The organism is Citrobacter sp. TBCP-5362 (assembly GCF_005406305.1).
Lineage (GTDB): Bacteria > Pseudomonadota > Gammaproteobacteria > Enterobacterales > Enterobacteriaceae > Citrobacter_B > Citrobacter_B koseri.
Genome location: NZ_CP040234.1, coordinates 2,652,625 through 2,673,126, shown reverse-complemented (window position 1 = coordinate 2,673,126; position 20,502 = coordinate 2,652,625). Strand labels below are relative to the sequence as shown.

Annotated in this window: 20 protein-coding genes; 15 read left to right on the top strand and 5 right to left on the bottom strand. The window is 55.8% G+C overall.

All coding sequences use genetic code 11. From position 1 onward, the window contains the following. Positions 1–2: 2 nt before the first annotated feature. Positions 3–1,211: a multidrug efflux MFS transporter MdtH gene (mdtH, locus tag FD428_RS12805; RefSeq protein WP_114848575.1), complete on the bottom strand. Its 1,209-nt coding sequence runs from the start codon at positions 1,209–1,211 to the stop codon at positions 3–5. A gap of 360 nt (positions 1,212–1,571) precedes the next feature. Between mdtH and rimJ the strand changes: the two genes are divergently transcribed. The 4 genes from rimJ (at position 1,572) to murJ (ending at position 5,515) form a co-directional block, all read left to right on the top strand. Then, positions 1,572–2,156 (top strand): ribosomal protein S5-alanine N-acetyltransferase, encoded by a 585-nt coding sequence (gene rimJ / locus FD428_RS12800; RefSeq protein ID WP_024130443.1) that lies wholly within the window; start codon positions 1,572–1,574, stop codon positions 2,154–2,156. Positions 2,157–2,166: 10 nt separating this feature from the next. Then, positions 2,167–2,814, top strand: coding sequence for a YceH family protein (locus tag FD428_RS12795; RefSeq protein ID WP_071258235.1), 648 nt, complete (start codon positions 2,167–2,169; stop codon positions 2,812–2,814). 1 nt (position 2,815) lies between these two features. Beyond that, positions 2,816–3,739, top strand: coding sequence for a Gfo/Idh/MocA family protein (locus tag FD428_RS12790; RefSeq protein WP_071258234.1), 924 nt, complete (start codon positions 2,816–2,818; stop codon positions 3,737–3,739). Between the two features lie 240 nt (positions 3,740–3,979). After that, a complete protein-coding gene (gene murJ / locus FD428_RS12785) occupies positions 3,980–5,515 on the top strand; it encodes a murein biosynthesis integral membrane protein MurJ (protein WP_024130442.1) in 1,536 nt (511 codons plus the stop codon). A gap of 102 nt (positions 5,516–5,617) precedes the next feature. On the opposite strand, the gene flgN is transcribed toward murJ, so the two are convergent. The 3 genes from flgN to flgA all read right to left on the bottom strand — a co-directional run bounded on the left by flgN (position 5,618) and on the right by flgA (position 7,090). Next, a complete protein-coding gene (gene flgN, locus FD428_RS12780) occupies positions 5,618–6,040 on the bottom strand; it encodes a flagella biosynthesis chaperone FlgN (protein ID WP_012132851.1) in 423 nt (140 codons plus the stop codon). Positions 6,041–6,044: 4 nt separating this feature from the next. Next, the gene (gene flgM / locus FD428_RS12775; RefSeq protein WP_047457540.1) at positions 6,045–6,338 is read right to left on the bottom strand and encodes a flagellar biosynthesis anti-sigma factor FlgM; all 294 of its coding nucleotides are present in this window, start codon (positions 6,336–6,338) and stop codon (positions 6,045–6,047) included. Positions 6,339–6,430: 92 nt separating this feature from the next. Beyond that, positions 6,431–7,090, bottom strand: a complete 660-nt coding sequence (gene flgA / locus FD428_RS12770) for a flagellar basal body P-ring formation chaperone FlgA (RefSeq protein WP_012132849.1) — start codon at positions 7,088–7,090, stop codon at positions 6,431–6,433. Positions 7,091–7,247: 157 nt separating this feature from the next. Here flgA and flgB point away from each other — a divergent pair, with 157 nt between their 5' ends. From flgB to flgL, 11 genes are all read left to right on the top strand, one after another. After that, on the top strand, positions 7,248–7,664 hold the full coding sequence (gene flgB / locus FD428_RS12765; protein WP_012132848.1) for a flagellar basal body rod protein FlgB: 417 nt from the start codon (positions 7,248–7,250) through the stop codon (positions 7,662–7,664). A 3-nt stretch (positions 7,665–7,667) separates the two neighbouring features. After that, positions 7,668–8,072 carry a flagellar basal body rod protein FlgC gene (gene flgC / locus FD428_RS12760; RefSeq protein ID WP_114848574.1) on the top strand — a complete coding sequence of 135 codons (405 nt, stop codon included), beginning with the start codon at positions 7,668–7,670 and terminating at the stop codon, positions 8,070–8,072. A gap of 11 nt (positions 8,073–8,083) precedes the next feature. Then, positions 8,084–8,782, top strand: coding sequence for a flagellar hook assembly protein FlgD (gene flgD / locus FD428_RS12755; RefSeq protein WP_012132846.1), 699 nt, complete (start codon positions 8,084–8,086; stop codon positions 8,780–8,782). 26 nt (positions 8,783–8,808) lie between these two features. After that, entirely contained in the window at positions 8,809–10,014 is a 1,206-nt protein-coding gene (gene flgE, locus FD428_RS12750) for a flagellar hook protein FlgE (protein WP_012132845.1), read from the top strand. A 20-nt stretch (positions 10,015–10,034) separates the two neighbouring features. Next, on the top strand, positions 10,035–10,790 hold the full coding sequence (gene flgF / locus FD428_RS12745; protein ID WP_012132844.1) for a flagellar basal-body rod protein FlgF: 756 nt from the start codon (positions 10,035–10,037) through the stop codon (positions 10,788–10,790). A gap of 13 nt (positions 10,791–10,803) precedes the next feature. Next, positions 10,804–11,586 carry a flagellar basal-body rod protein FlgG gene (gene flgG, locus FD428_RS12740; RefSeq protein ID WP_012132843.1) on the top strand — a complete coding sequence of 261 codons (783 nt, stop codon included), beginning with the start codon at positions 10,804–10,806 and terminating at the stop codon, positions 11,584–11,586. A gap of 54 nt (positions 11,587–11,640) precedes the next feature. Next, positions 11,641–12,339: a flagellar basal body L-ring protein FlgH gene (gene flgH, locus FD428_RS12735; RefSeq protein WP_024130441.1), complete on the top strand. Its 699-nt coding sequence runs from the start codon at positions 11,641–11,643 to the stop codon at positions 12,337–12,339. A 12-nt stretch (positions 12,340–12,351) separates the two neighbouring features. Further along, positions 12,352–13,449 (top strand): flagellar basal body P-ring protein FlgI, encoded by a 1,098-nt coding sequence (locus FD428_RS12730; RefSeq protein WP_012132841.1) that lies wholly within the window; start codon positions 12,352–12,354, stop codon positions 13,447–13,449. Continuing rightward, positions 13,449–14,399, top strand: coding sequence for a flagellar assembly peptidoglycan hydrolase FlgJ (gene flgJ, locus FD428_RS12725; RefSeq protein ID WP_047457531.1), 951 nt, complete (start codon positions 13,449–13,451; stop codon positions 14,397–14,399). The genes FD428_RS12730 and flgJ overlap by 1 nt, the downstream gene beginning before the upstream one ends. A 64-nt stretch (positions 14,400–14,463) precedes the next feature. Beyond that, positions 14,464–16,098, top strand: a complete 1,635-nt coding sequence (gene flgK, locus FD428_RS12720; protein WP_047457529.1) for a flagellar hook-associated protein FlgK — start codon at positions 14,464–14,466, stop codon at positions 16,096–16,098. A 15-nt stretch (positions 16,099–16,113) separates the two neighbouring features. Continuing rightward, positions 16,114–17,067, top strand: a complete 954-nt coding sequence (flgL, locus tag FD428_RS12715; RefSeq protein WP_114848573.1) for a flagellar hook-associated protein FlgL — start codon at positions 16,114–16,116, stop codon at positions 17,065–17,067. 163 nt (positions 17,068–17,230) lie between these two features. Here the strand turns inward: flgL and rne are convergent, their stop codons facing one another. Then, entirely contained in the window at positions 17,231–20,428 is a 3,198-nt protein-coding gene (gene rne, locus FD428_RS12710; protein ID WP_114848572.1) for a ribonuclease E, read from the bottom strand. Positions 20,429–20,502: the final 74 nt, after the last annotated feature.

The following is a 20,502-nucleotide window of genomic DNA, read 5'->3' as shown; positions in this document are numbered from 1 at the left end:
AATCAGGCGCCTGGCTCCAGCATGCCGCGTGGCGTCCGTTTGTGGCTGAATTGCCAGCCGAGCGCAAGAAAGGTCATGATTCCGATTACCCCAAGCATCATCCAGGGCAGTTCAGGCTGTTGCAGCGCTTTCCCCATATCGAACAACCATCCTCCGCCGATATACCCTATCGCGCCGCCAATGGCTAAACCCAGTCGACTGAAGCCCATATAGCTGCCGCGCGCCCGCGCATCGGACAGCGAGGCGCTGAGCGTTTCACGCGCCGGTTCTGCAATGACCGAACCGATATAGAACGTGCAAATGAGCGTGAAGAGCTGCTGTAAATTACCGACCAGCCCGACAGGCAACATACTGAGCGACATCAGCAGCAGTCCGGCCATCAGGCGGTGCTCCAGGCGAAAACGTTTCTCGCTCCAGCGGGCGATTGGGTAGAGCAGCGTCAGTGAGAGGCAGGCTTCGATCGCATACATCCACTTGACGGCGGACGGTGATCCCGCGATGTCATTGACCATGATGGGCAGCATCAGCATCACCTGTACGGCCAGCATGTAGTATCCCGCCAGGGTCAGTACGTAAGTCACGAACCGTTTGTCTGCCATGACGCGCCCCATGCCCTCGCGTACCGGGATTTTCACCGTTGACAGCTTCCACGCCGGAAGCAGCCAGGCGTTAAACGCGGCGCACAAAACGAACAGTACCGCCCCTGTCGCGCATACCAGACGAAAGTCATACTGCAACAACCAGCTACCCAATAGCGCGCCAGTCACGGCACCCGCGCTGTCCTGCATCATCAACAGCGAAAAGAAACGACCGCGTTGTTCAGGGCGAATCAGCTTGACGACCAGTGCAGAGCGCGGCGGATCGAAAAGGGTGCCGCCAAGCCCGGAAAGAAAGCAGGAAAACCAGAGCAGCCAGGGCTCATGGGCGATCCCCATCGTCGCGAATCCGGCTGCGCGCATAAGCATCCCGGTAACAATCATTGGCTTCGCGCCAAAACGGTCGGCAATCGCGCCGCCAAAAATGCCCAGCCCTTGCTGGATGAACTGGCGCAGGCCGAGCGCAATGCCGACCATCAATGCCGCCCAGCCCATCTGGTCGACAAAGCGAATGGAGATCAGTGGAAACACCACGAAAAAGCCTAATACGACCAGCATATTATCGATGAGCAGGAAATATTTACCCAGGTTCCTGGCCTGCGAGACACGCGACATTTCCCCTCCCGGGAAAGACACTCGTCATCCTTCACGTCGCAGGCGCGTCGGCGGCGTTCGCGCTCCCCGGCCACGTATTTCTGTGCGCTTTCAGGGAGTGACTCGCTTGCCGCCGTCCTGCAACTCGAATTCTGTTGAGTTTAAAAGGTGAGCACCTTCTATTCTGCGGTGTCGGCGCGTTTTTTCCCACCTTTGCCGGGACAATATTTTTTTATCAAAAGTCCATCTTGATAGAGAGTTTTCATCAAAATGTGTGAATAAGCCAAAAAATGACGATTTGCACTTTTCACAGAGCGTACAGGCGCAGGTATAGTAACGTTATCAGGGTGTGAAGACGTTACGGGAAGGAGTAGGTATAGAATGTTTGGCTATCGCAGTAACGTGCCAAAAGTACGCTTAACAACCGACCGTCTGGTTGTGCGTTTAGTACATGAGCGTGATGCCTGGCGTCTGGCCGATTATTACGCGGAAAATCGTCATTTTTTAAAACCCTGGGAACCCGTTCGTGATGAAAGCCACTGCTATCCTTCGGGCTGGCAGGCGCGTCTGAGCATGATCGCCGAGTTTCATAAACAGGGTTCAGCGTTCTATTTCGCGCTGCTCGACCCGGAAGAGAAAGAGATCATCGGCGTGGCCAATTTTTCTAACGTGGTGCGTGGCTCATTCCACGCCTGTTATCTGGGATACTCCATCGCACAAAAGTGGCAGGGGCAGGGGCTGATGTATGAGGCCTTAACCTCGGCGATTCGCTATATGCAGCGTACGCAACATATTCACCGTATTATGGCGAACTATATGCCGCATAATAAGCGCAGCGGCGACTTACTGGCGCGACTCGGCTTTGAAAAAGAAGGGTATGCGAAAGATTACCTGTTGATTGACGGACAGTGGCGCGATCATGTGCTGACGGCGTTGACGACGACTGAATGGACCCCCGGTCGCTAAGGAGAGGACGATGAAATACGAACTAACCGCCACTGAAGCGCGAGTGATTGGCTGCCTGCTGGAAAAACAGGTGACAACGCCGGAGCAGTACCCGCTCTCGGTTAACGGCGTGGTTACCGCCTGCAATCAAAAAACCAACCGTGAACCGGTAATGAACTTATCGGAACATGAGGTGCAGGAACAGCTTGATAACTTAGTGAAACGCCATTTTCTGCGAACGGTGAGCGGCTTCGGCAATCGCGTCACCAAATATGAACAGCGCTTCTGCAACTCCGAGTTTGGCAATCTTAAACTGAGTCCGGCGGAGGTGGCGCTGATCGCTACGCTGCTGCTGCGCGGCGCCCAGACGCCAGGTGAACTGCGCAGCCGTGCATCCCGCATGTATGAATTCAGCGATATGGCGGAAGTGGAATCGACGCTGGAACAGCTTGCCGCCCGTGACGATGGCCCTTACGTAGTGCGCCTGGCGCGCGAAGCGGGTAAGCGTGAAAGCCGGTATATGCACCTGTTTTGCGGCGAAGTCGATGAGCCGGTGAGTTCAGATGACGCGCCGCAGGCGGCGTCGGGCGATCTGCATGCGCGCGTTGAGGCGCTGGAAGGCGAAGTCGCGGAGCTGAAACAGCGCCTTGATTCGCTCCTGGCGCACCTGGGAGACTAACGTGAAAAAATTACGTATCGGTGTTGTTGGGTTAGGGGGGATCGCCCAAAAAGCCTGGTTGCCCGTGCTGGGCGCATCCGGCGACTGGACGCTACAGGGGGCCTGGTCTCCTTCGCGGGATAAGGCGCTGCGCATTTGTGAAAGCTGGCGGATGCCGTACGTTGAGTCGTTGCCAGCGCTGGCGTCAACCTGTGACGCCATTTTCGTCCACTCCAGTACGGCGACGCATTATGAGGTGGTGAGCGAACTGCTCAATGCCGGGATTCATGTCTGCGTCGATAAACCACTGGCGGAAAACCTGCGCGATGCGGAACGGCTGGTGGCGTTGGCCGCGCGCAAAAATTTGACGCTAATGGTCGGGTTTAACCGACGCTTCGCTCCGCTCTACCGTGATCTGAAAGCGCAACTGGGCGCCGCCGCTTCTGTCCGTATGGATAAACACCGGACGGACAGCGTCGGGCCGCATGATTTGCGTTTCACGCTGCTGGATGACTACCTGCACGTTGTGGACACCGCGCTGTGGCTGACGGACGGCAAGGCGCAACTGAACGGCGGCACGTTGCAGACCAACGATCTTGGCGAGATGCTGTATGCCGAACACCATTTTTCGACGGATCAGTTGCAAATCACCACCAGTATGCACCGTCGCGCCGGGAGTCAGCGTGAATGTGTGCGGGCGGTGACGGACGGCGGCCTGTTTGATGTAACGGATATGCGCGAATGGCGCGAGGAACGCGGCCAGGGCGTGGTGCATAAACCCATTCCGGGCTGGCAGACAACCCAGGAACAACGTGGATTTGCCGGATGCGCCCGTCATTTTATTGAATGCGTGCAAAATCAGACGGTTCCTGAAACGGCGGGCGAACAGGCGATTCTGGCGCAGCGCGTCGTAGAGAAACTCTGGCGCGAGGCAATGAGCGAATAACGCCCTGTAACATCTGGCTGTAGTAATTCATCATAATCCAGGTACTATATGCCAACTCAAAATAACACCTCTTTCTGACAGAGAATGATGGCAAACCGTGGATCGTTCTGTCGGCCTGATAAGACGTTTTTACGTGGTTATCAGGCACAACGATATTGCCGGATGGCGGCGTAAACGCCTTTATCCGGCCTGCGGTCGGCCATGCAAGGGTTTTGCTCCAGGGTCTGGAATACAACACTGATGAATTTATTAAAATCGCTGGCTGCCGTCAGCTCGATGACCATGTTTTCGCGCGTGCTTGGTTTTGCGCGTGACGCGATTGTCGCCAGAATTTTTGGCGCAGGGATGGCGACCGACGCCTTTTTCGTGGCATTCAAGTTACCGAATCTGTTGCGGCGCATTTTTGCCGAAGGGGCATTTTCCCAGGCGTTTGTGCCGATCCTTGCAGAATACAAGAGCAAGCAGGGCGAAGAGGCGACCCGGGTTTTTGTCGCCTATGTCTCCGGCCTGCTGACCCTGGCGTTAGCCGTGGTGACGGTGGCCGGTATGCTCGCCGCGCCGTGGGTGATCATGGTAACCGCGCCGGGTTTTGCCGATACCGCCGATAAATTCGCCCTGACCACCAAACTGCTGCAAATTACCTTTCCGTATATTCTGCTGATTTCGCTGGCCTCGCTGGCGGGCGCGATCCTCAACACCTGGAACCGTTTCTCGATTCCTGCGTTTGCGCCCACATTTCTGAACATCAGTATGATCGGCTTTGCGCTGTTTGCCGCGCCGTATTTTAATCCTCCCGTACTGGCGCTGGCCTGGGCGGTGACGGTGGGCGGCGTGCTGCAACTGGTTTACCAGCTTCCTCATCTGAAGAAAATTGGGATGCTGGTATTGCCGCGCATCAATTTTCGTGACGCAGGCGCGATGCGCGTTGTGAAGCAAATGGGCCCGGCGATCCTCGGCGTTTCGGTAAGCCAGATATCTCTGATCATCAACACCATTTTCGCCTCGTTTCTGGCTTCCGGTTCGGTCTCCTGGATGTATTATGCTGACCGACTGATGGAGTTTCCGTCAGGGGTTCTGGGCGTGGCGCTGGGCACCATTTTGCTGCCTTCGCTGTCTAAAAGTTTTGCCAGCGGCAATCATGATGAGTATTGCCGTCTGATGGACTGGGGGCTGCGTCTGTGTTTTCTGCTGGCGTTGCCGAGCGCCGTCGCGCTGGGCATTCTGGCCAAACCGCTGACGGTATCGCTGTTCCAGTACGGCAAATTCACCGCCTTTGATGCGTCGATGACCCAGCGCGCGCTGGTGGCCTATTCCGTTGGTCTGATCGGCTTAATCGTGGTGAAAGTTTTGGCTCCGGGATTTTACTCGCGCCAGGATATCAAAACGCCGGTCAGAATCGCCATTGTGACGCTGATCATGACTCAGTTGATGAACCTGGCGTTTATCGGGCCGTTGAAGCATGCCGGTCTGTCGCTGTCTATTGGTCTGGCGGCGTGTCTGAATGCGTCGCTGCTGTACTGGCAACTGCGCAAACAGAAAATCTTTACTCCGCAGCCGGGCTGGACGTGGTTCCTGACCCGCCTGGTGATTTCCGTGCTGGTGATGTCCGCCGCGCTGGTTGGCATGTTGCATATTATGCCTGAGTGGTCAGAAGGGACGATGCTGTGGCGTCTGGCCCGACTGATGGCGGTTGTGGTTGTGGGGATTGCCGCCTATTTCGCCGCGCTGGCGGTGTTGGGCTTTAAAGTGAAGGAATTTACTCGCCGGACGGCATAGAGCCTCTATCCGGCCAATCGCCCGGTGGCGCTGTCGCTTACCGGGCCTACGAGTTGTTCTGTAGTCGTGTAGGCCGGATAAGGCGTAGCCGCCATCCGGCAATCAGATAGAGATTTTTTTCCCGCCACGGTGGGGAGAGGCGGTTTGACCGTTCGCGCCATATAGCGTCGGTTCCTGATGCGGTTTCAGCATGTCGAGCGCCTGATGATTCCGTTCAATCTGCCCTTCCAGCAGCCAACCATTATGTTGGTTGAGATCGCGTAAATGCTGCGTTTTTTCCGTAATCGCCTGCCAGCGTCTGGCGACATCATCATTAACGTTACGCTGCGCATCTTGTTCAAGACGGCGCTGCTGCTCCAGATAATCCAGCGTCGCCAGTAAAGAGCTTTTTTCTTCTGTAATACGCTGTAACTGGCTACCGTTAATGTGACCTACGGAGAGCTGCTGCTGCTCGGCATCCATCACCTTTTTCAGGTCATTGAGGACAGCCGTCATATGATCCAGAATTTCTGACAGACGAGTCATACGCTTATTTACTCTGTAAGTAGCTCTGCGCCTCGCGGATCAGCGAGTCTGCAATTTTACCGGTGTCCATCTTCAACTCACCGTTACGAATCGCCGTTTTCAGGGTTTCCACGCGCTCCATATTGATATCGCCGGTGCCGGGTTGCATCAGTTTCGCCTGAGCATCGCTTAACTTCACACTGGTACTGGTCGTGGTTGACGCTTTTTCCTGACGCGCTTTTTGTACCGGCGCATCGCTGGTTTCGCGCGGTTGGACAGTGCTAACGGGCTTCAAAGGTGAGGTACGGTCAATGCTCATTTATTTATCCTCATCGAGGGGTTACGCTGTAGCAGCCAGCTATCATCATTGGTTGATTATTTATCGGCAGCCACTACAAAATCTTTAACTCATTATAGATTAATAAGAATATTCCCATCAGGATCGACGGTTCCACTCACGACCTGGCCTGACAACATGCGTACGCGCGCGTTTTGCGCGACGGCGGCATTGTTCAGTGCCTGGCCTTCCGCATTGACGCTAAATCCGTCGCCGTTCGCCACCACCAGAACGCGCTGACCGGCTTTTATCCGCCATGCCTGGCGCAACATACTGAGCTGTATTGGCTGCCCGGGAACGAGGTCGCGCAAGCTGACAGCGTCCTGAATCTGGTTGATGTCCAGGACGGTTCGCGGGGGAAGCTGATCCAGCCGTCCGCGTTTTAGCGTGATGTTAGCCGGGCCAAGCGCACCGCCACGGGCGACGGGGGCCGCGGCAACAACGTAATTCCCCGTTGCCTGTACATTTACCTGTAGGTAGCGCTTTTCGTTCGCGCAGCGCGCCAGTACGTTCACATGCCCCCATAACTTCGCACTTCCGGTTACGCTCAGCGCGGGCTGTTCGCAATTCGGCAACAGATTGGGCGACGTGCGGATCGTGACGACGACGTCATCGCTGAACCCTGCCAGACGCTGAGAAAACCAGTCCGTTAACTGGGCATTCAGATCCTGAGCCATCGTCAGGGGGCTGAACAGCAGCGCCAGCAGCGCTATTCCACGTTTTAACGTTTGCATCGTCACTTCCCGCCAGTTTAAGCAATGACAGGATTCTACCTGCGTACCACAAGCATCAACGCAACAAATAGCGACGCATTTTGCGTTTATTCCGGCGATAACGCGCGCGTGATGGGATTTAAGCTGTCGGCTGAATTTTGTCATTTGCGGAGGAGATATGCTCGATAAGCTCGATGCCGCCTTACGTTTTCAACAGGAAGCGCTGAATCTGCGCGCTCAACGCCAGGAGGTGTTGGCCGCCAATATCGCTAACGCCGACACCCCTGGGTATCAGGCGCGTGATATGGATTTCGCCAGCGAACTCAAAAAAGTCATGGTGCGTGGCCGGGAAGAAACCGGTGGGATCGCGTTGAAGCTCACCTCTGCACAACACATTCCGGCCCAGACCGTCGCGTCTCCTTCGGTGGATCTGCTCTACCGTATTCCTGACCAGCCGTCCCTTGATGGCAATACCGTCGATATGGACCGCGAGCGTACGCAGTTTGCGGATAACAGTCTGAAATACCAGACGGGCCTCACCGTGTTGGGTGGACAAATCAAAGGCATGATGAATGTGCTACAGGGAGGAAACTAATTCGTGGCGCTGTTAAACATTTTTGATATTGCCGGGTCGGCGCTCACCGCGCAGTCCAAACGTCTTAACGTGGCGGCCAGTAACCTGGCGAACGCCGATAGCGTCACCGGGCCGGACGGTCAGCCGTATCGCGCTAAACAGGTGGTCTTTCAGGTAGACGCGGCGCCAGGGGCGGCAACCGGTGGGGTAAAAGTGGCGGACGTCATTGAAAGTCAGGCGCCGGACAAACTGGTGTATGAGCCTAGCAACCCGCTGGCGGACGCCAATGGGTACGTAAAAATGCCTAATGTGGACGTGGTCGGTGAAATGGTCAACACCATGTCAGCCTCGCGCAGCTATCAGGCAAACGTCGAAGTTCTTAATACCGTGAAAAGCATGATGCTTAAAACGCTGACATTAGGCCAGTAAAGGAGGCGCGTATGTCTATTGCCGTAAATATGAATGACTCGACCAACTCGGGAGTCGCATCCACCAGCAGTGGCAGTTCGCTGACGGGAAGCAGCGCAAGTGATTTACAAAGCAGCTTCCTGACATTGCTGGTCGCGCAGTTGAAGAATCAGGACCCGACCAACCCACTGCAAAACAACGAGCTGACCACGCAACTGGCGCAGATCAGCACCGTTAGCGGAATTGAAAAACTGAACACCACGCTGGGCGCGATTTCCGGGCAGATCGACAACAGCCAGTCGCTACAGGCCAGCACCCTGATTGGTCATGGCGTCATGATCCCCGGCACCACCATTCTGGCCGGTACGGGCACCGAAGAGGGCGCGACCATCACCACGACGCCGTTTGGCGTGGAGTTGCAGCAGGCAGCGGATAAAGTCACCGCCACCATTACCGACAAAGACGGCAAGGTGGTGCGCACGATCAATATCGGCGAGCTGAAGGCTGGCGTTCATACCTTTACCTGGGACGGTACGTTGGAGGATGGCACAAGCGCGCCAAACGGTTCCTATAACGTCGCGATCGCCGCCAGCAACGGCAGTACGCAGCTTGTGGCGCAACCGCTTCAGTTTGCGCTGGTTCAGGGGGTTATCCGCAACAGTAGCGGCAATACCCTGGATTTAGGGACCTACGGAACCACCACACTCGACGAAGTACGGCAAATCATTTAAGCCTTTACACTTATCAGGAGTAAGTCATGGCCTTTTCTCAAGCGGTCAGCGGTCTGAACGCAGCAGCGACCAACCTCGATGTTATTGGTAATAACATCGCCAACTCCGCCACCTACGGGTTTAAATCCGGTACGGCGTCTTTTGCTGATATGTTCGCGGGCTCCAAAGTGGGCCTGGGCGTTAAAGTCGCCGGGATTACCCAGGACTTTACCGACGGCACTACCACCAACACCGGGCGTGGCCTGGATGTTGCGATTAGCCAGAACGGTTTCTTCCGTCTGGTAGACAGCAACGGCTCCGTTTTCTACAGTCGTAACGGTCAGTTCAAACTGGATGAGAACCGCAATCTGGTTAACATGCAGGGGCTGCAACTGACCGGCTATCCGGCAACCGGAACGCCGCCGACGATCCAGCAGGGTGCCAACCCAGGCCCGATCACCATCCCGAACACCCTGATGGCCGCGAAGGCAACCACCACGGCGTCTATGCAGATCAACCTTAACTCCAGCGATGAACTGCCGTCGAAAACGCCGTTTGATCCGAGCGATGCGGATTCCTACAACAAAAAGGGTACCGTTACCGTTTTTGACAGTCAGGGTAACGCCCATGATGTGAATGTGTTCTTTGTTAAGACGCAGGACAACACCTGGGAAGTTCACACCATGGACAGCAGCGATCCAACTGCGACGCCGACGTTGTCTACCACGATGGAATTCAATGAAAACGGGATGCTGGTTTCTGGCGGTTCCGCCAATATCGTCACTGGCGCAATTAATGGTGCGGACCCAGCCTCTTTCTCCCTGAGCTTCCTGAATTCCATGCAGCAGAACACCGGTGCGAACAACATCGTCGCGACCAACCAGAACGGCTATAAGCCGGGCGATCTGGTGAGCTATCAGATCAACGATGACGGCACCGTAGTGGGTAACTATTCCAACGAACAAACGCAGGTTCTGGGGCAGATCGTGCTGGCTAACTTCGCCAACAATGAAGGTCTGGCTTCTCAGGGCGATAACGTCTGGGCGGCGACGCAGGCTTCAGGCGTTGCGCTGCTTGGTACGGCGGGTACGGGTAACTTCGGTAAGTTGACCAACGGCGCGCTGGAATCCTCAAACGTGGATTTGAGTAAAGAGCTGGTGAATATGATCGTCGCGCAGCGTAACTATCAGTCAAACGCGCAGACCATCAAAACCCAGGATCAGATCCTCAACACCCTGGTTAACCTGCGCTAAGCGCCTGACGGGATGGCTTAATGGATCACGCAATATATACCGCCATGGGCGCGGCCAGTCAGACGCTTAATCAACAAGCGGTGACGGCCAGCAACCTGGCGAACGCCTCCACGCCGGGTTTTCGTGCGCAACTTAATGCGTTGCGCGCGGTGCCGGTGGAAGGTCTCTCTTTACCGACGCGTACGCTGGTGGCTGCGTCCACGCCGGGAGCCGATATGACGCCCGGGCAGATGGATTACACCTCGCGCCCGCTGGATGTGGCGCTGCAACAGGATGGCTGGCTGGTTGTTCAGACCGCTGATGGTAACGAGGGATACACCCGTAACGGCAGCATTCAGGTAGACCCGACCGGGCAACTGACAATTCAGGGGCATCCGGTTATCGGTGAAGCCGGGCCGATTGCCGTTCCTGAAGGTTCAGAAATCACCATCGCGGCAGACGGGACTATCTCTGCGCTTAACCCTGGCGATCCGGCCAATACCGTCGCACCGGTAGGACGTCTGAAGCTGGTGAAGGCGCTTGGCAGCGAAGTGCAACGCGGCGATGACGGTATGTTCCGTTTAAGCGCGGCGACACAGGCTGCGCGTGGCCCGGTGTTACAGGCTGACCCGTCCATTCGCGTGATGTCTGGCGTACTGGAGGGCAGTAACGTGAATGCGGTGTCCGCCATGAGCGATATGATCGCTAACGCCCGCCGTTTTGAAATGCAGATGAAGGTTATCAGCAGCGTGGATGACAATGCCGGGCGCGCTAACCAACTGCTGTCGATGAGTTAATACAGGACATTTTATGATCAGTTCATTATGGATCGCCAAAACCGGCCTGGACGCGCAGCAAACCAACATGGATGTGATTGCCAACAACCTGGCAAACGTCAGCACCAATGGTTTTAAGCGTCAACGTGCGGTGTTTGAAGACCTGCTGTACCAGACGATTCGTCAGCCTGGCGCGCAGTCGTCAGAACAGACGACCTTACCTTCTGGTCTGCAAATCGGTACGGGCGTTCGCCCGGTCGCCACCGAGCGTCTGCATAGTCAGGGCAACCTGTCTCAGACCAACAACAGTAAAGATGTCGCCATCAAAGGGCAGGGCTTCTTCCAGGTGATGCTGCCGGATGGCACTTCTGCTTATACCCGTGACGGTTCTTTCCAGGTGGATCAGAACGGTCAACTGGTCACGGCGGGCGGCTTCCAGGTACAGCCTGCGATCACCATTCCGGCGAACTCGCTGAGCATCACCGTGGGTCGCGATGGCGTGGTAAGCGTAACTCAGCAGGGGCAGGCCGCGCCGGTACAGGTGGGGCAGCTTAACCTGACTACGTTCATGAACGATACGGGTCTGGAAAGCATTGGTGAAAACCTGTACACCGAAACGCAATCCTCGGGTGCGCCAAATGAGAGTACGCCAGGGCTTAACGGTGCGGGTCTGCTGTATCAGGGCTATGTCGAAACCTCTAACGTAAACGTGGCGGAAGAACTGGTGAATATGATCCAGGTTCAGCGCGCTTACGAAATTAACAGCAAAGCGGTATCGACTACCGATCAGATGCTGCAAAAACTGACGCAACTCTAAGTGTCGTCCGGTGAGGGAAACCTCACCGGCACACTGATTTTGAAGATGAAGGCAATGCAAAAATACGCTGCGCACCATTACCCGATTATGGCCCTGCTGGTGGTTTCACTGACAGGATGTGCCTGGATACCTTCCACACCGCTCGTGCAGGGCGCGACCACTGCACAGCCCATACCGGGCCCGACTCCGGTGGCGAATGGTTCCATTTTTCAGTCTGCGCAGCCGATCAACTATGGCTATCAGCCGCTGTTTGAAGACCGACGTCCACGCAATATCGGCGATACGCTGACGATTGTATTGCAGGAAAACGTCAGCGCCAGTAAGAGCTCCTCCGCCAATGCCAGCCGTGACGGTAAAACCAACTTCGGCTTTGATACGGTTCCTCGTTATTTGCAGGGATTGTTCGGCAACGCGCGTGCAGATATGGAAGCCTCTGGCGGGAACTCCTTCAACGGTAAAGGCGGCGCGAACGCCAGCAATACCTTTAGCGGCACGCTGACCGTAACCGTCGATCAGGTACTGGCAAATGGCAATTTACACGTCGTGGGTGAAAAACAGATCGCCATTAATCAGGGCACTGAGTTCATCCGCTTCTCCGGGGTCGTGAACCCACGCACCATCAGCGGCAGCAACTCCGTTCCGTCAACACAGGTTGCGGATGCGCGCATTGAATATGTCGGCAACGGCTATATCAACGAGGCGCAAAATATGGGTTGGCTGCAACGTTTCTTCCTTAACTTGTCGCCGATGTAAGCGAGGTCTCCAGTGTTTAAATCTCTTGTTGGAATTGTACTGATACTGGCAACCACCCTGGCGCATGCCGATCGTATTCGGGATCTGACCAGCGTGCAGGGGGTGCGGGAAAACTCGCTGATTGGTTACGGGCTGGTGGTCGGCCTGGACGGGACGGGCGACCAGACGACCCAGACGCCCTTTACCACCCAGACGCTGAATAACATGCTGTCTCAGTTGGGGATCACCGTCCCGACGGGCACCAATATGCAGTTGAAAAACGTTGCGGCGGTAATGGTCACGGCGCAATTTCCGGCATTCGGTCGCCAGGGGCAAACGATCGACGTGGTGGTGTCCTCAATGGGGAACGCGAAAAGTCTGCGCGGCGGTACATTGCTGATGACGCCGCTGAAAGGGGTCGATAGCCAGGTGTATGCCCTGGCGCAGGGAAATATTTTAGTCGGCGGCGCAGGGGCGTCTGCGGGCGGCAGCAGCGTGCAGGTTAACCAGCTCAATGGCGGGCGTATCACCAATGGCGCAATCATTGAACGCGAGCTGCCCAGCCAGTTTGGCGGCGGAAATACCCTCAATCTGCAACTGAACAATGAAGACTTCGCAATGGCGCAGCAGATCACTGACACCATCAACCGCGCTCGTGGCTATGGCAGTGCAACCGCGCTGGATGCGCGCACGATTCAGGTTCGCGTACCCAGCGGCAACAGCTCGCAGGTACGCTTCCTGGCGGATATCCAGAATCTGGAGGTGAACGTCACACCACAGGACGCGAAGGTGGTGATTAACTCCCGTACCGGTTCCGTGGTGATGAACCGTGAAGTGACGCTGGACAGTTGCGCCGTCGCGCAGGGCAATTTGTCCGTAACGGTGAATCGCCAGGCGAACGTCAGCCAGCCGGACACGCCGTTTGGCGGGGGGCAGACGGTCGTTACGCCACAAACGCAGATTGATTTACGTCAGAGCGGCGGTTCGCTGCAAAGCGTCCGTTCCAGCGCCAACCTGAACAATGTCGTCCGCGCGCTGAATGCGCTGGGCGCCACGCCGATGGATCTGATGTCCATCCTGCAATCCATGCAGAGCGCGGGTTGTCTGCGCGCCAAACTGGAAATTATCTGATGATTGGTGACAGCAAACTGTTGGCCAGCGCGGCCTGGGATGCGCAATCGCTCAATGAGCTGAAAGCCAAAGCGGGGCAAGATCCGGCGGCGAATATCCGCCCGGTCGCGCGTCAGGTTGAAGGGATGTTTGTGCAGATGATGCTGAAAAGCATGCGTGAAGCGCTGCCGAAAGACGGCATATTCAGCAGCGATCAAACGCGACTGTACACCAGCATGTATGACCAGCAGATTGCGCAGCAGATGACCGCCGGTAAAGGGTTGGGACTGGCGGAGATGATGGTCAGGCAGATGACCGAGGGGCAGACGCAGCCTGCGGAAGAAGCGCCGCAGGTGCCAATGAAGTTCCCTCTGGAAACGGTGACCAGCTATCAAAATCAGGCGCTGACGCAGCTGGTGCGTAAGGCGATGCCAAAAGCGCCGGAAAATAATGATGAGCCGCTGTCCGGCGACAGCAAAGACTTCCTGGCCCAGCTTTCGCTTCCGGCACGCCTGGCAAGTGAACAAAGCGGCGTGCCGCATCATCTGATTCTGGCGCAGGCGGCGCTGGAGTCGGGATGGGGTCAGCGACAGATCCGCCGTGAAAATGGTGAGCCGAGCTTTAACCTGTTTGGCATTAAGGCCTCGTCCAACTGGAAGGGGCCGGTAACAGAGATCACCACCACCGAATATGAGAACGGCGAAGCGAAGAAGGTAAAAGCGAAATTCCGCGTTTACAGCTCCTATCTGGAGGCGCTATCGGATTATGTGGGGCTGCTGACCCGTAACCCGCGCTATGCCGCGGTGACCGCCGCGTCTACCGCTGAACAGGGCGCACAGGCGTTACAAAATGCCGGTTATGCAACCGATCCTGACTATGCGCGTAAATTAACCAGCATGATTCAACAGCTGAAATCCATGAGCGACAAGGTGAGCAAAACGTACAGCGCGAATCTCGACAATCTCTTTTAAATAGCTCAAGTCCAGGAACCCGCTGCCGATAATAACCAGTATTGAAGGATTACAAGGAACCTCCATGTCCAGCTTAATTAACAACGCCATGAGCGGACTTAGCGCAGCCCAGTCTGCGTTAAATACTGCCAGTAATAACATCTCCAGCTATAACGTTGCCGGATACACCCGACAGACGACGATTATGGCGCAGGCCAACAGTACGCTGGGAGCGGGCGGTTGGGTCGGTAATGGCGTCTACGTTTCTGGCGTACAGCGTGAGTATGATTCTTTTATTACCAATCAGTTACGCGCGGCGCAGAATCAGAGCAGTGGTTTGACCGTGCGGTATGAGCAAATGTCGAAAATTGATAACCTGCTCTCCAGTACCACCAGCTCGATTTCGACCTCTCTGCAAGGTTTCTTCACCAGCCTGCAAACGCTGGTCAGCAACGCGGAAGACCCGGCGGCGCGTCAGGCGCTTATCGGTAAAGCCGACGGCCTGGTAAACCAGTTTAAAACGACCGATCAGTACCTGCGCGATCAGGATAAGCAGGTCAATATCGCCATTGGCTCCAGCGTTGAGCAGATCAACAATTACGCGAAGCAAATCGCCAGCCTGAACGATCAGATTTCCCGTCTGACCGGGGTGGGCGCGGGCGCTTCACCGAACGATCTTCTCGACCAACGCGACCAACTGGTGAGTGAGCTGAACCAGATTGTCGGTGTGGAAGTTAGCGTCCAGGACGGCGGCACCTATAACCTGACGATGGCGAATGGCTATACCCTCGTGCAGGGCAGCAGCGCCCGTCAACTGGCCGCGGTGCCGTCCAGCGCCGATCCGTCACGCACCACGGTCGCCTATGTTGATGCGACTGCCGGAAACATTGAAATCCCGGAAAAATTGCTCAATAGCGGCTCGCTTGGCGGGTTGCTGACGTTCCGCTCTCAGGATCTGGATCAGACTCGCAATACCCTCAACCAGCTGGCGCTGGCCTTTGCCGAAGCGTTTAATGCCCAGCATAAACAGGGATATGATGCCAATGGCGATCAGGGCGAGGACTTCTTTTCCATCGGTAAACCGTCCGTATTGAGTAATGCGAAAAATACGGGTAGCGGAACCTTGTCTGCGGAAGTCACCGACAGTTCCGCGGTACAGGCTACCAATTATAAGCTGGTATTTGATGGTCAGGACTGGCAGGTCACGCGCTTGTCAGACAACACCAGCTTTAAGGCGGTTGAAACCAACGGGAAACTGACGTTTGACGGGCTGGAAGTGACGGTCGGGGCAGGGGCAAATGCGAATGACAGCTTTACCCTGAAACCGGTCAGCGATGCCATTGTGAACATGAACGTGCTGGTGACCGATGAATCCAAAATTGCGATGGCTTCCGATCCCGATGCGGGTGGGAGCGATAACCGTAACGGTCAGGCGCTGCTGGATTTACAAACCCAGAAAACGGTAGGCAATAAGTCCTTTAATGATGCTTATGCGACGATGGTCAGCGATGTGGGGAACAAAACCGCCACGTTGAAAACCAGCAGCACGGCGCAGGGCAATGTTGTGACGCAGTTGTACAACCAGCAGCAATCGATTTCCGGCGTTAACCTTGATGAAGAATACGGCAACCTGCAACGCTATCAGCAGTACTACCTGGCAAACGCTCAGGTGCTGCAAACCGCGAATACGCTGTTTGATGCGCTGTTGGGCATTCGCTAAGGGAGAGGAGGATAAATGCGTATCAGTACCCAGATGATGTACCAGCAGAATATGCGTGGTATCACCAATTCCCAGGCTGAATGGATGAAGTACGGTGAGCAGATGTCCACCGGTAAGCGCGTGATTAATCCGTCTGACGATCCTATTGCCGCTTCTCAGGCTATCGTACTCGCTCAGGCCCAGGCTCAGAACAGTCAGTATGCGCTGGCACGTACCTTTGCCACTCAGAAAGTGTCGCTGGAAGAAAACGTGCTAAGTCAGGTGACAGCTGCAATTCAAACTGCGCAGGAAAAAATCGTTTACGCCGCTAACGGCACCTTAAGCGATGATGACCGCGCCTCGCTGGCGAGCGATCTACAGGGGGTTCGCGATCAGTTAATGAACCTGGCCAACAGCACCGACGGCAACGGTCGTTACATTTTCGCAGGCTATAAAACTGAAAAAGCGCCGTTTGATCAGGCAAATGGCGACTATAGCGGTGGCACTGAAAACATCACCCAGCAGGTTGATGCTTCGCGTACGATGGTGATTGGTCATACGGGCGATCAGATTTTTAATCGTATTACCAGTAATGCCGTACCGGAACCCGACAACAGCGCTTCAGAAACCAGCCTGTTTGCGATGCTGGATACGGCCATTGCAGCGCTGAAAACGCCGGTTGCTGACGATGATGTGAAGAAGGCGGAAGCTGCTGCGGCGATTGATAAAACAAACCGTGGCCTGAAAAACTCCCTTAATAACGTCCTGACCGTTCGTGCGGAACTGGGAACGCAATTGAGTGAGCTGGATTCTCTGGATTCATTGGGAAGCGAGCGCGCGCTGGGTCAGGCACAGCAGATGAGCGATCTGGTCGATGTGGACTGGAACGCGGCCATCTCGTCGTATGTAATGCAACAGGCTGCGTTACAGGCGTCCTATAAAGCGTTTAGCGATATGCAAGGAATGTCTCTGTTTCAGTTGAACAGATAGCACATGTTTTGAAACATATCATGAAACTGGGTATGTTTTGTCTGCCCGCTCCCTTCACCCCGGAGCGGGCATTTTTTTGCCCGGAAAACAGATAACGGGCACCGATTGCAGGTACAAAAAAGCCGACCCGCAGGTCGGCTTTATCTTTAACATCGCGTTCAGCTTATTCTACAGGCTGCGGGCGCGTGGCTGGTGCGGCGGCCTGATGCGTTGCGCTATGACCACCTGCCGCACCTTTACCTTCAAAGATGAAGGCAGGGCGCTGCCAGTCGCTTTGATGTGGCGCTTCCGGGACATATTCCGGCGCAGGCGCGCGGGTCATCGGCGCACTGGCGTGGCTGACGGATTTCTCCCCGGTTGTTACCGCGCTTTCTGACACGGTTTCAGCAACGGCGACGGCGACAGGCGCAGCGACAATCTCTTCCGGTTCAGCGGCAACATCGACAGGTTCAACCGTTTCTGTAACGATCTCTTCCGGTTCGGCGATGACAACGTCAGCGGATTCTTCAGCCGTCGTGGTTTCCTGAACGTCAGCGACAGGTTCCGCTTGCGCAGCGACTTCCTGCGCAACAGGGACGTCAGCCTCTGCAATCACCTGAGGTTGTTCTTCAACCGGGGTGGCAATCACTTCAGGATGCGTTGTTTCCACAGTAGCGGGCTGAGGTTCAGCGACAACGGTTTCAGTTTGAGCCGGTGCGTCTACAACCTGTTCGGCTGCGGCAGCGACGACCTGCGGCTCTACTGCAACCGGCTGAGCTTGTACGGTCTCTTCTTCGCGCTGTGCTTCAACCTGCGTATCCTGAGGACGGGCGACAGGGTAGCGAATCCACACTTTGCCAGACGCCATTTCCGGTGAAGCGCAAGCGACGGTTAACGGCATTGGCGATTGAAGCGGGTAACGCTCATCGCGGTAGCGACGACGACGCTGGCCGCTGACGCGCAGGTGGCGAGGAGAACGACGGGAGCGACGCGGCATTCCTGCGTTATCACGCGCTTCGCCGTTTTCTTCCTGCTCTGCTGGCGCAACGTCTGCGATCGCTGGCAGGTCGACTTTCGCCAGTTCAGTACGCTGAGCAGGCGCGCTTTGCGTAGCAGGCTGGGTGGCGACAGCGTCTTCGACGACTGGCGTTGCGACAGCTTCTGCTTCAGAGGTTGCGGAGTCTGTGTAACGAACTTTCTGGCTCAGCTGACGCTGTTTACGGCGAGGCTGCGCCTGACGAACGCGTTCTTCCTGTTCCGTCTCCTGAGCCGGTTGCTCATCCAGATTCAGCGCCTTGACTTCTTGCTGTGCCTGACGTTTTTCATCGTTGCGACGACGGTTGCGTTCACGACGCGGCGTCTGCTGCTCGTCACCGGACTTCGCCTTATCGGCAACGTCGTTAGACTGCTGGCGGTTGTCACGCGCTTCTGCGTTCTGCTGCTGCGCCTGACGACGGTTACGACGGTTGTCATCACGGTTTTCACCGCCTTCAGCGCGGTTGTCGCGATTATCACGGTTGTCACGGCGATCGTTACGGTCGCGGCGATTATTCTGGCGAGACTTACGACGATCCTGCTGACGCTCCGGTTTTTCCTCTGCTTTCGGTGCAGGTTGTTCAACCGGCTTAGCGACTTCGCTGCCGCTGAACATGTTTTTCAGCGCGCCGAAGAAGCGGGTAAGCAGACCTGGTTGTGCAGGCGCAGTGGCAACGGCTTTCGGTGCTGCCGTCGCTGCTTTCACCGCAGGTTCTGCTGGCGTCGGCGCAGGCGGCACTTCCGGCATCGCGAAGGTCGCCAGTGCTGGTTGTTCAGGGCGTTTACGCTCGGCGTACTCTTCTTCAGAAGGTAACGCCATCGCTTCTTCATGCAGTTTCGGCAGCATGTAGCTCAGGGTTGGCGTTTCTTCCCCTTTACGTACGCGCAAAACGGAGTAGTGCGGCGTTTCCATCTGATCGTTTGGTACGATCACGCAGCGCACGCCATCCTGGCGAGTCTCAATAGCATTAACCGCGGTGCGCTTTTCGTTAAGCAGGTAAGAGGCGATCGGGACCGGAACAATGGCGTGAACTTCCTGGGTATTCTCTTTCAGCGCTTCTTCTTCAATCAGACGCAGAATAGACAGGGAGAGCGATTCGTTGTCGCGTACGGTGCCGGTGCCGCTACAGCGTGGGCAGACGTGATGGCTGGACTCGCCCAGAGACGGGCTGAGACGCTGGCGGGACATCTCCAGCAGGCCAAAACGAGAAATATGGCTAATCTGGATACGCGCACGATCCTGACGTACCGCTTCGCGCAGACGGTTTTCCACAGCGCGCTGGTGGCGTACTGGCGTCATGTCGATGAAGTCGATAACGATCAGGCCACCGAGGTCGCGCAAGCGCAACTGGCGAGCAATTTCATCGGCTGCTTCCAGGTTTGTGTTAAACGCGGTTTCTTCGATATCGCCGCCGCGTGTGGCACGCGCGGAGTTAATATCAATCGCGGTTAACGCTTCGGTTGTGTCAATAACGATAGAGCCGCCGGAAGGCAGACGCACTTCACGCTGGAAGGCGGATTCAATTTGCGACTCGATCTGGTAGTGGCTGAACAGCGGAATCTCGCCGGTATAAAGCTTAATCTTGCTGCTGAAATCCGGGCGACCCAACGCCGCGATGTGCTGGCGCGCCAGCTCAAGCACTTTCGGATTATCGATAAGAATTTCGCCGATATCCTGACGTAAGTAGTCACGGAATGCGCGGACGATAACGTTGCTTTCCTGATGGATCAGGAATGGAGCAGGGCGGCTTTCAGCGGCTTTCTGAATCGCTTCCCAGTGTTTCAGGCGGAAGCTCAGGTCCCACTGCAACGCTTCGGCGGATTTGCCGACGCCTGCGGTACGCACGATAAGCCCCATGCCGTCAGGCAGTTCGAGGCTTGCCAGCGCTTCTTTTAATTCGGTGCGATCGTCGCCTTCAATGCGACGGGAGATGCCGCCCGCGCGCGGGTTGTTCGGCATTAAAACCAGATAGCTCCCTGCCAGACTGATAAACGTCGTCAGCGCAGCGCCTTTGTTGCCGCGTTCTTCTTTATCAATCTGAACAATCACTTCCTGACCTTCGCGCAACACATCTTTAATGTTTGGACGGCCGTGGGCGTTGTAGTTGGCGGGGAAATATTCGCGGGCAATTTCTTTTAACGGGAGGAAACCGTGACGTTCAGCGCCGTAATCAACAAAAGCCGCTTCCAGACTCGGTTCGATACGGGTAATTTTGCCTTTATAGATGTTCGCTTTTTTCTGCTCGTGTCCTGGACTCTCAATGTCCAGGTCGTACAGGCGCTGCCCATCTACAAGGGCAACACGCAACTCTTCCTGCTGAGTTGCGTTGATTAACATTCTTTTCATCGTAACTTACTCATTATTCTTACATTGACGACTAAGCTGCGGGCATAGTAATGCCTTTCCGGGTGTGAACCGAT

Bases quoted from the DNA above. Each gene is read 5' to 3' on its own strand.
- flgD (WP_012132846.1), top strand. From the start codon at position 8,084: ATGTCTATTGCCGTAAATATGAATGACTCGACCAACTCGGGAGTCGCA.
- flgK (WP_047457529.1), top strand. From the start codon at position 14,464: ATGTCCAGCTTAATTAACAACGCCATGAGCGGACTTAGCGCAGCCCAG.
- flgN (WP_012132851.1), bottom strand. From the start codon at position 6,040: ATGACTCGTCTGTCAGAAATTCTGGATCATATGACGGCTGTCCTCAAT.
- flgB (WP_012132848.1), top strand. From the start codon at position 7,248: ATGCTCGATAAGCTCGATGCCGCCTTACGTTTTCAACAGGAAGCGCTG.
- flgE (WP_012132845.1), top strand. From the start codon at position 8,809: ATGGCCTTTTCTCAAGCGGTCAGCGGTCTGAACGCAGCAGCGACCAAC.
- flgA (WP_012132849.1), bottom strand. From the start codon at position 7,090: ATGCAAACGTTAAAACGTGGAATAGCGCTGCTGGCGCTGCTGTTCAGC.
- rne (WP_114848572.1), bottom strand. From the start codon at position 20,428: ATGAAAAGAATGTTAATCAACGCAACTCAGCAGGAAGAGTTGCGTGTT.
- flgJ (WP_047457531.1), top strand. From the start codon at position 13,449: ATGATTGGTGACAGCAAACTGTTGGCCAGCGCGGCCTGGGATGCGCAA.
- flgG (WP_012132843.1), top strand. From the start codon at position 10,804: ATGATCAGTTCATTATGGATCGCCAAAACCGGCCTGGACGCGCAGCAA.
- flgL (WP_114848573.1), top strand. From the start codon at position 16,114: ATGCGTATCAGTACCCAGATGATGTACCAGCAGAATATGCGTGGTATC.
- rimJ (WP_024130443.1), top strand. From the start codon at position 1,572: ATGTTTGGCTATCGCAGTAACGTGCCAAAAGTACGCTTAACAACCGAC.
- FD428_RS12795 (WP_071258235.1), top strand. From the start codon at position 2,167: ATGAAATACGAACTAACCGCCACTGAAGCGCGAGTGATTGGCTGCCTG.
- mdtH (WP_114848575.1), bottom strand. From the start codon at position 1,211: ATGTCGCGTGTCTCGCAGGCCAGGAACCTGGGTAAATATTTCCTGCTC.
- flgM (WP_047457540.1), bottom strand. From the start codon at position 6,338: ATGAGCATTGACCGTACCTCACCTTTGAAGCCCGTTAGCACTGTCCAA.
- flgF (WP_012132844.1), top strand. From the start codon at position 10,035: ATGGATCACGCAATATATACCGCCATGGGCGCGGCCAGTCAGACGCTT.
- flgH (WP_024130441.1), top strand. From the start codon at position 11,641: ATGCAAAAATACGCTGCGCACCATTACCCGATTATGGCCCTGCTGGTG.
- murJ (WP_024130442.1), top strand. From the start codon at position 3,980: ATGAATTTATTAAAATCGCTGGCTGCCGTCAGCTCGATGACCATGTTT.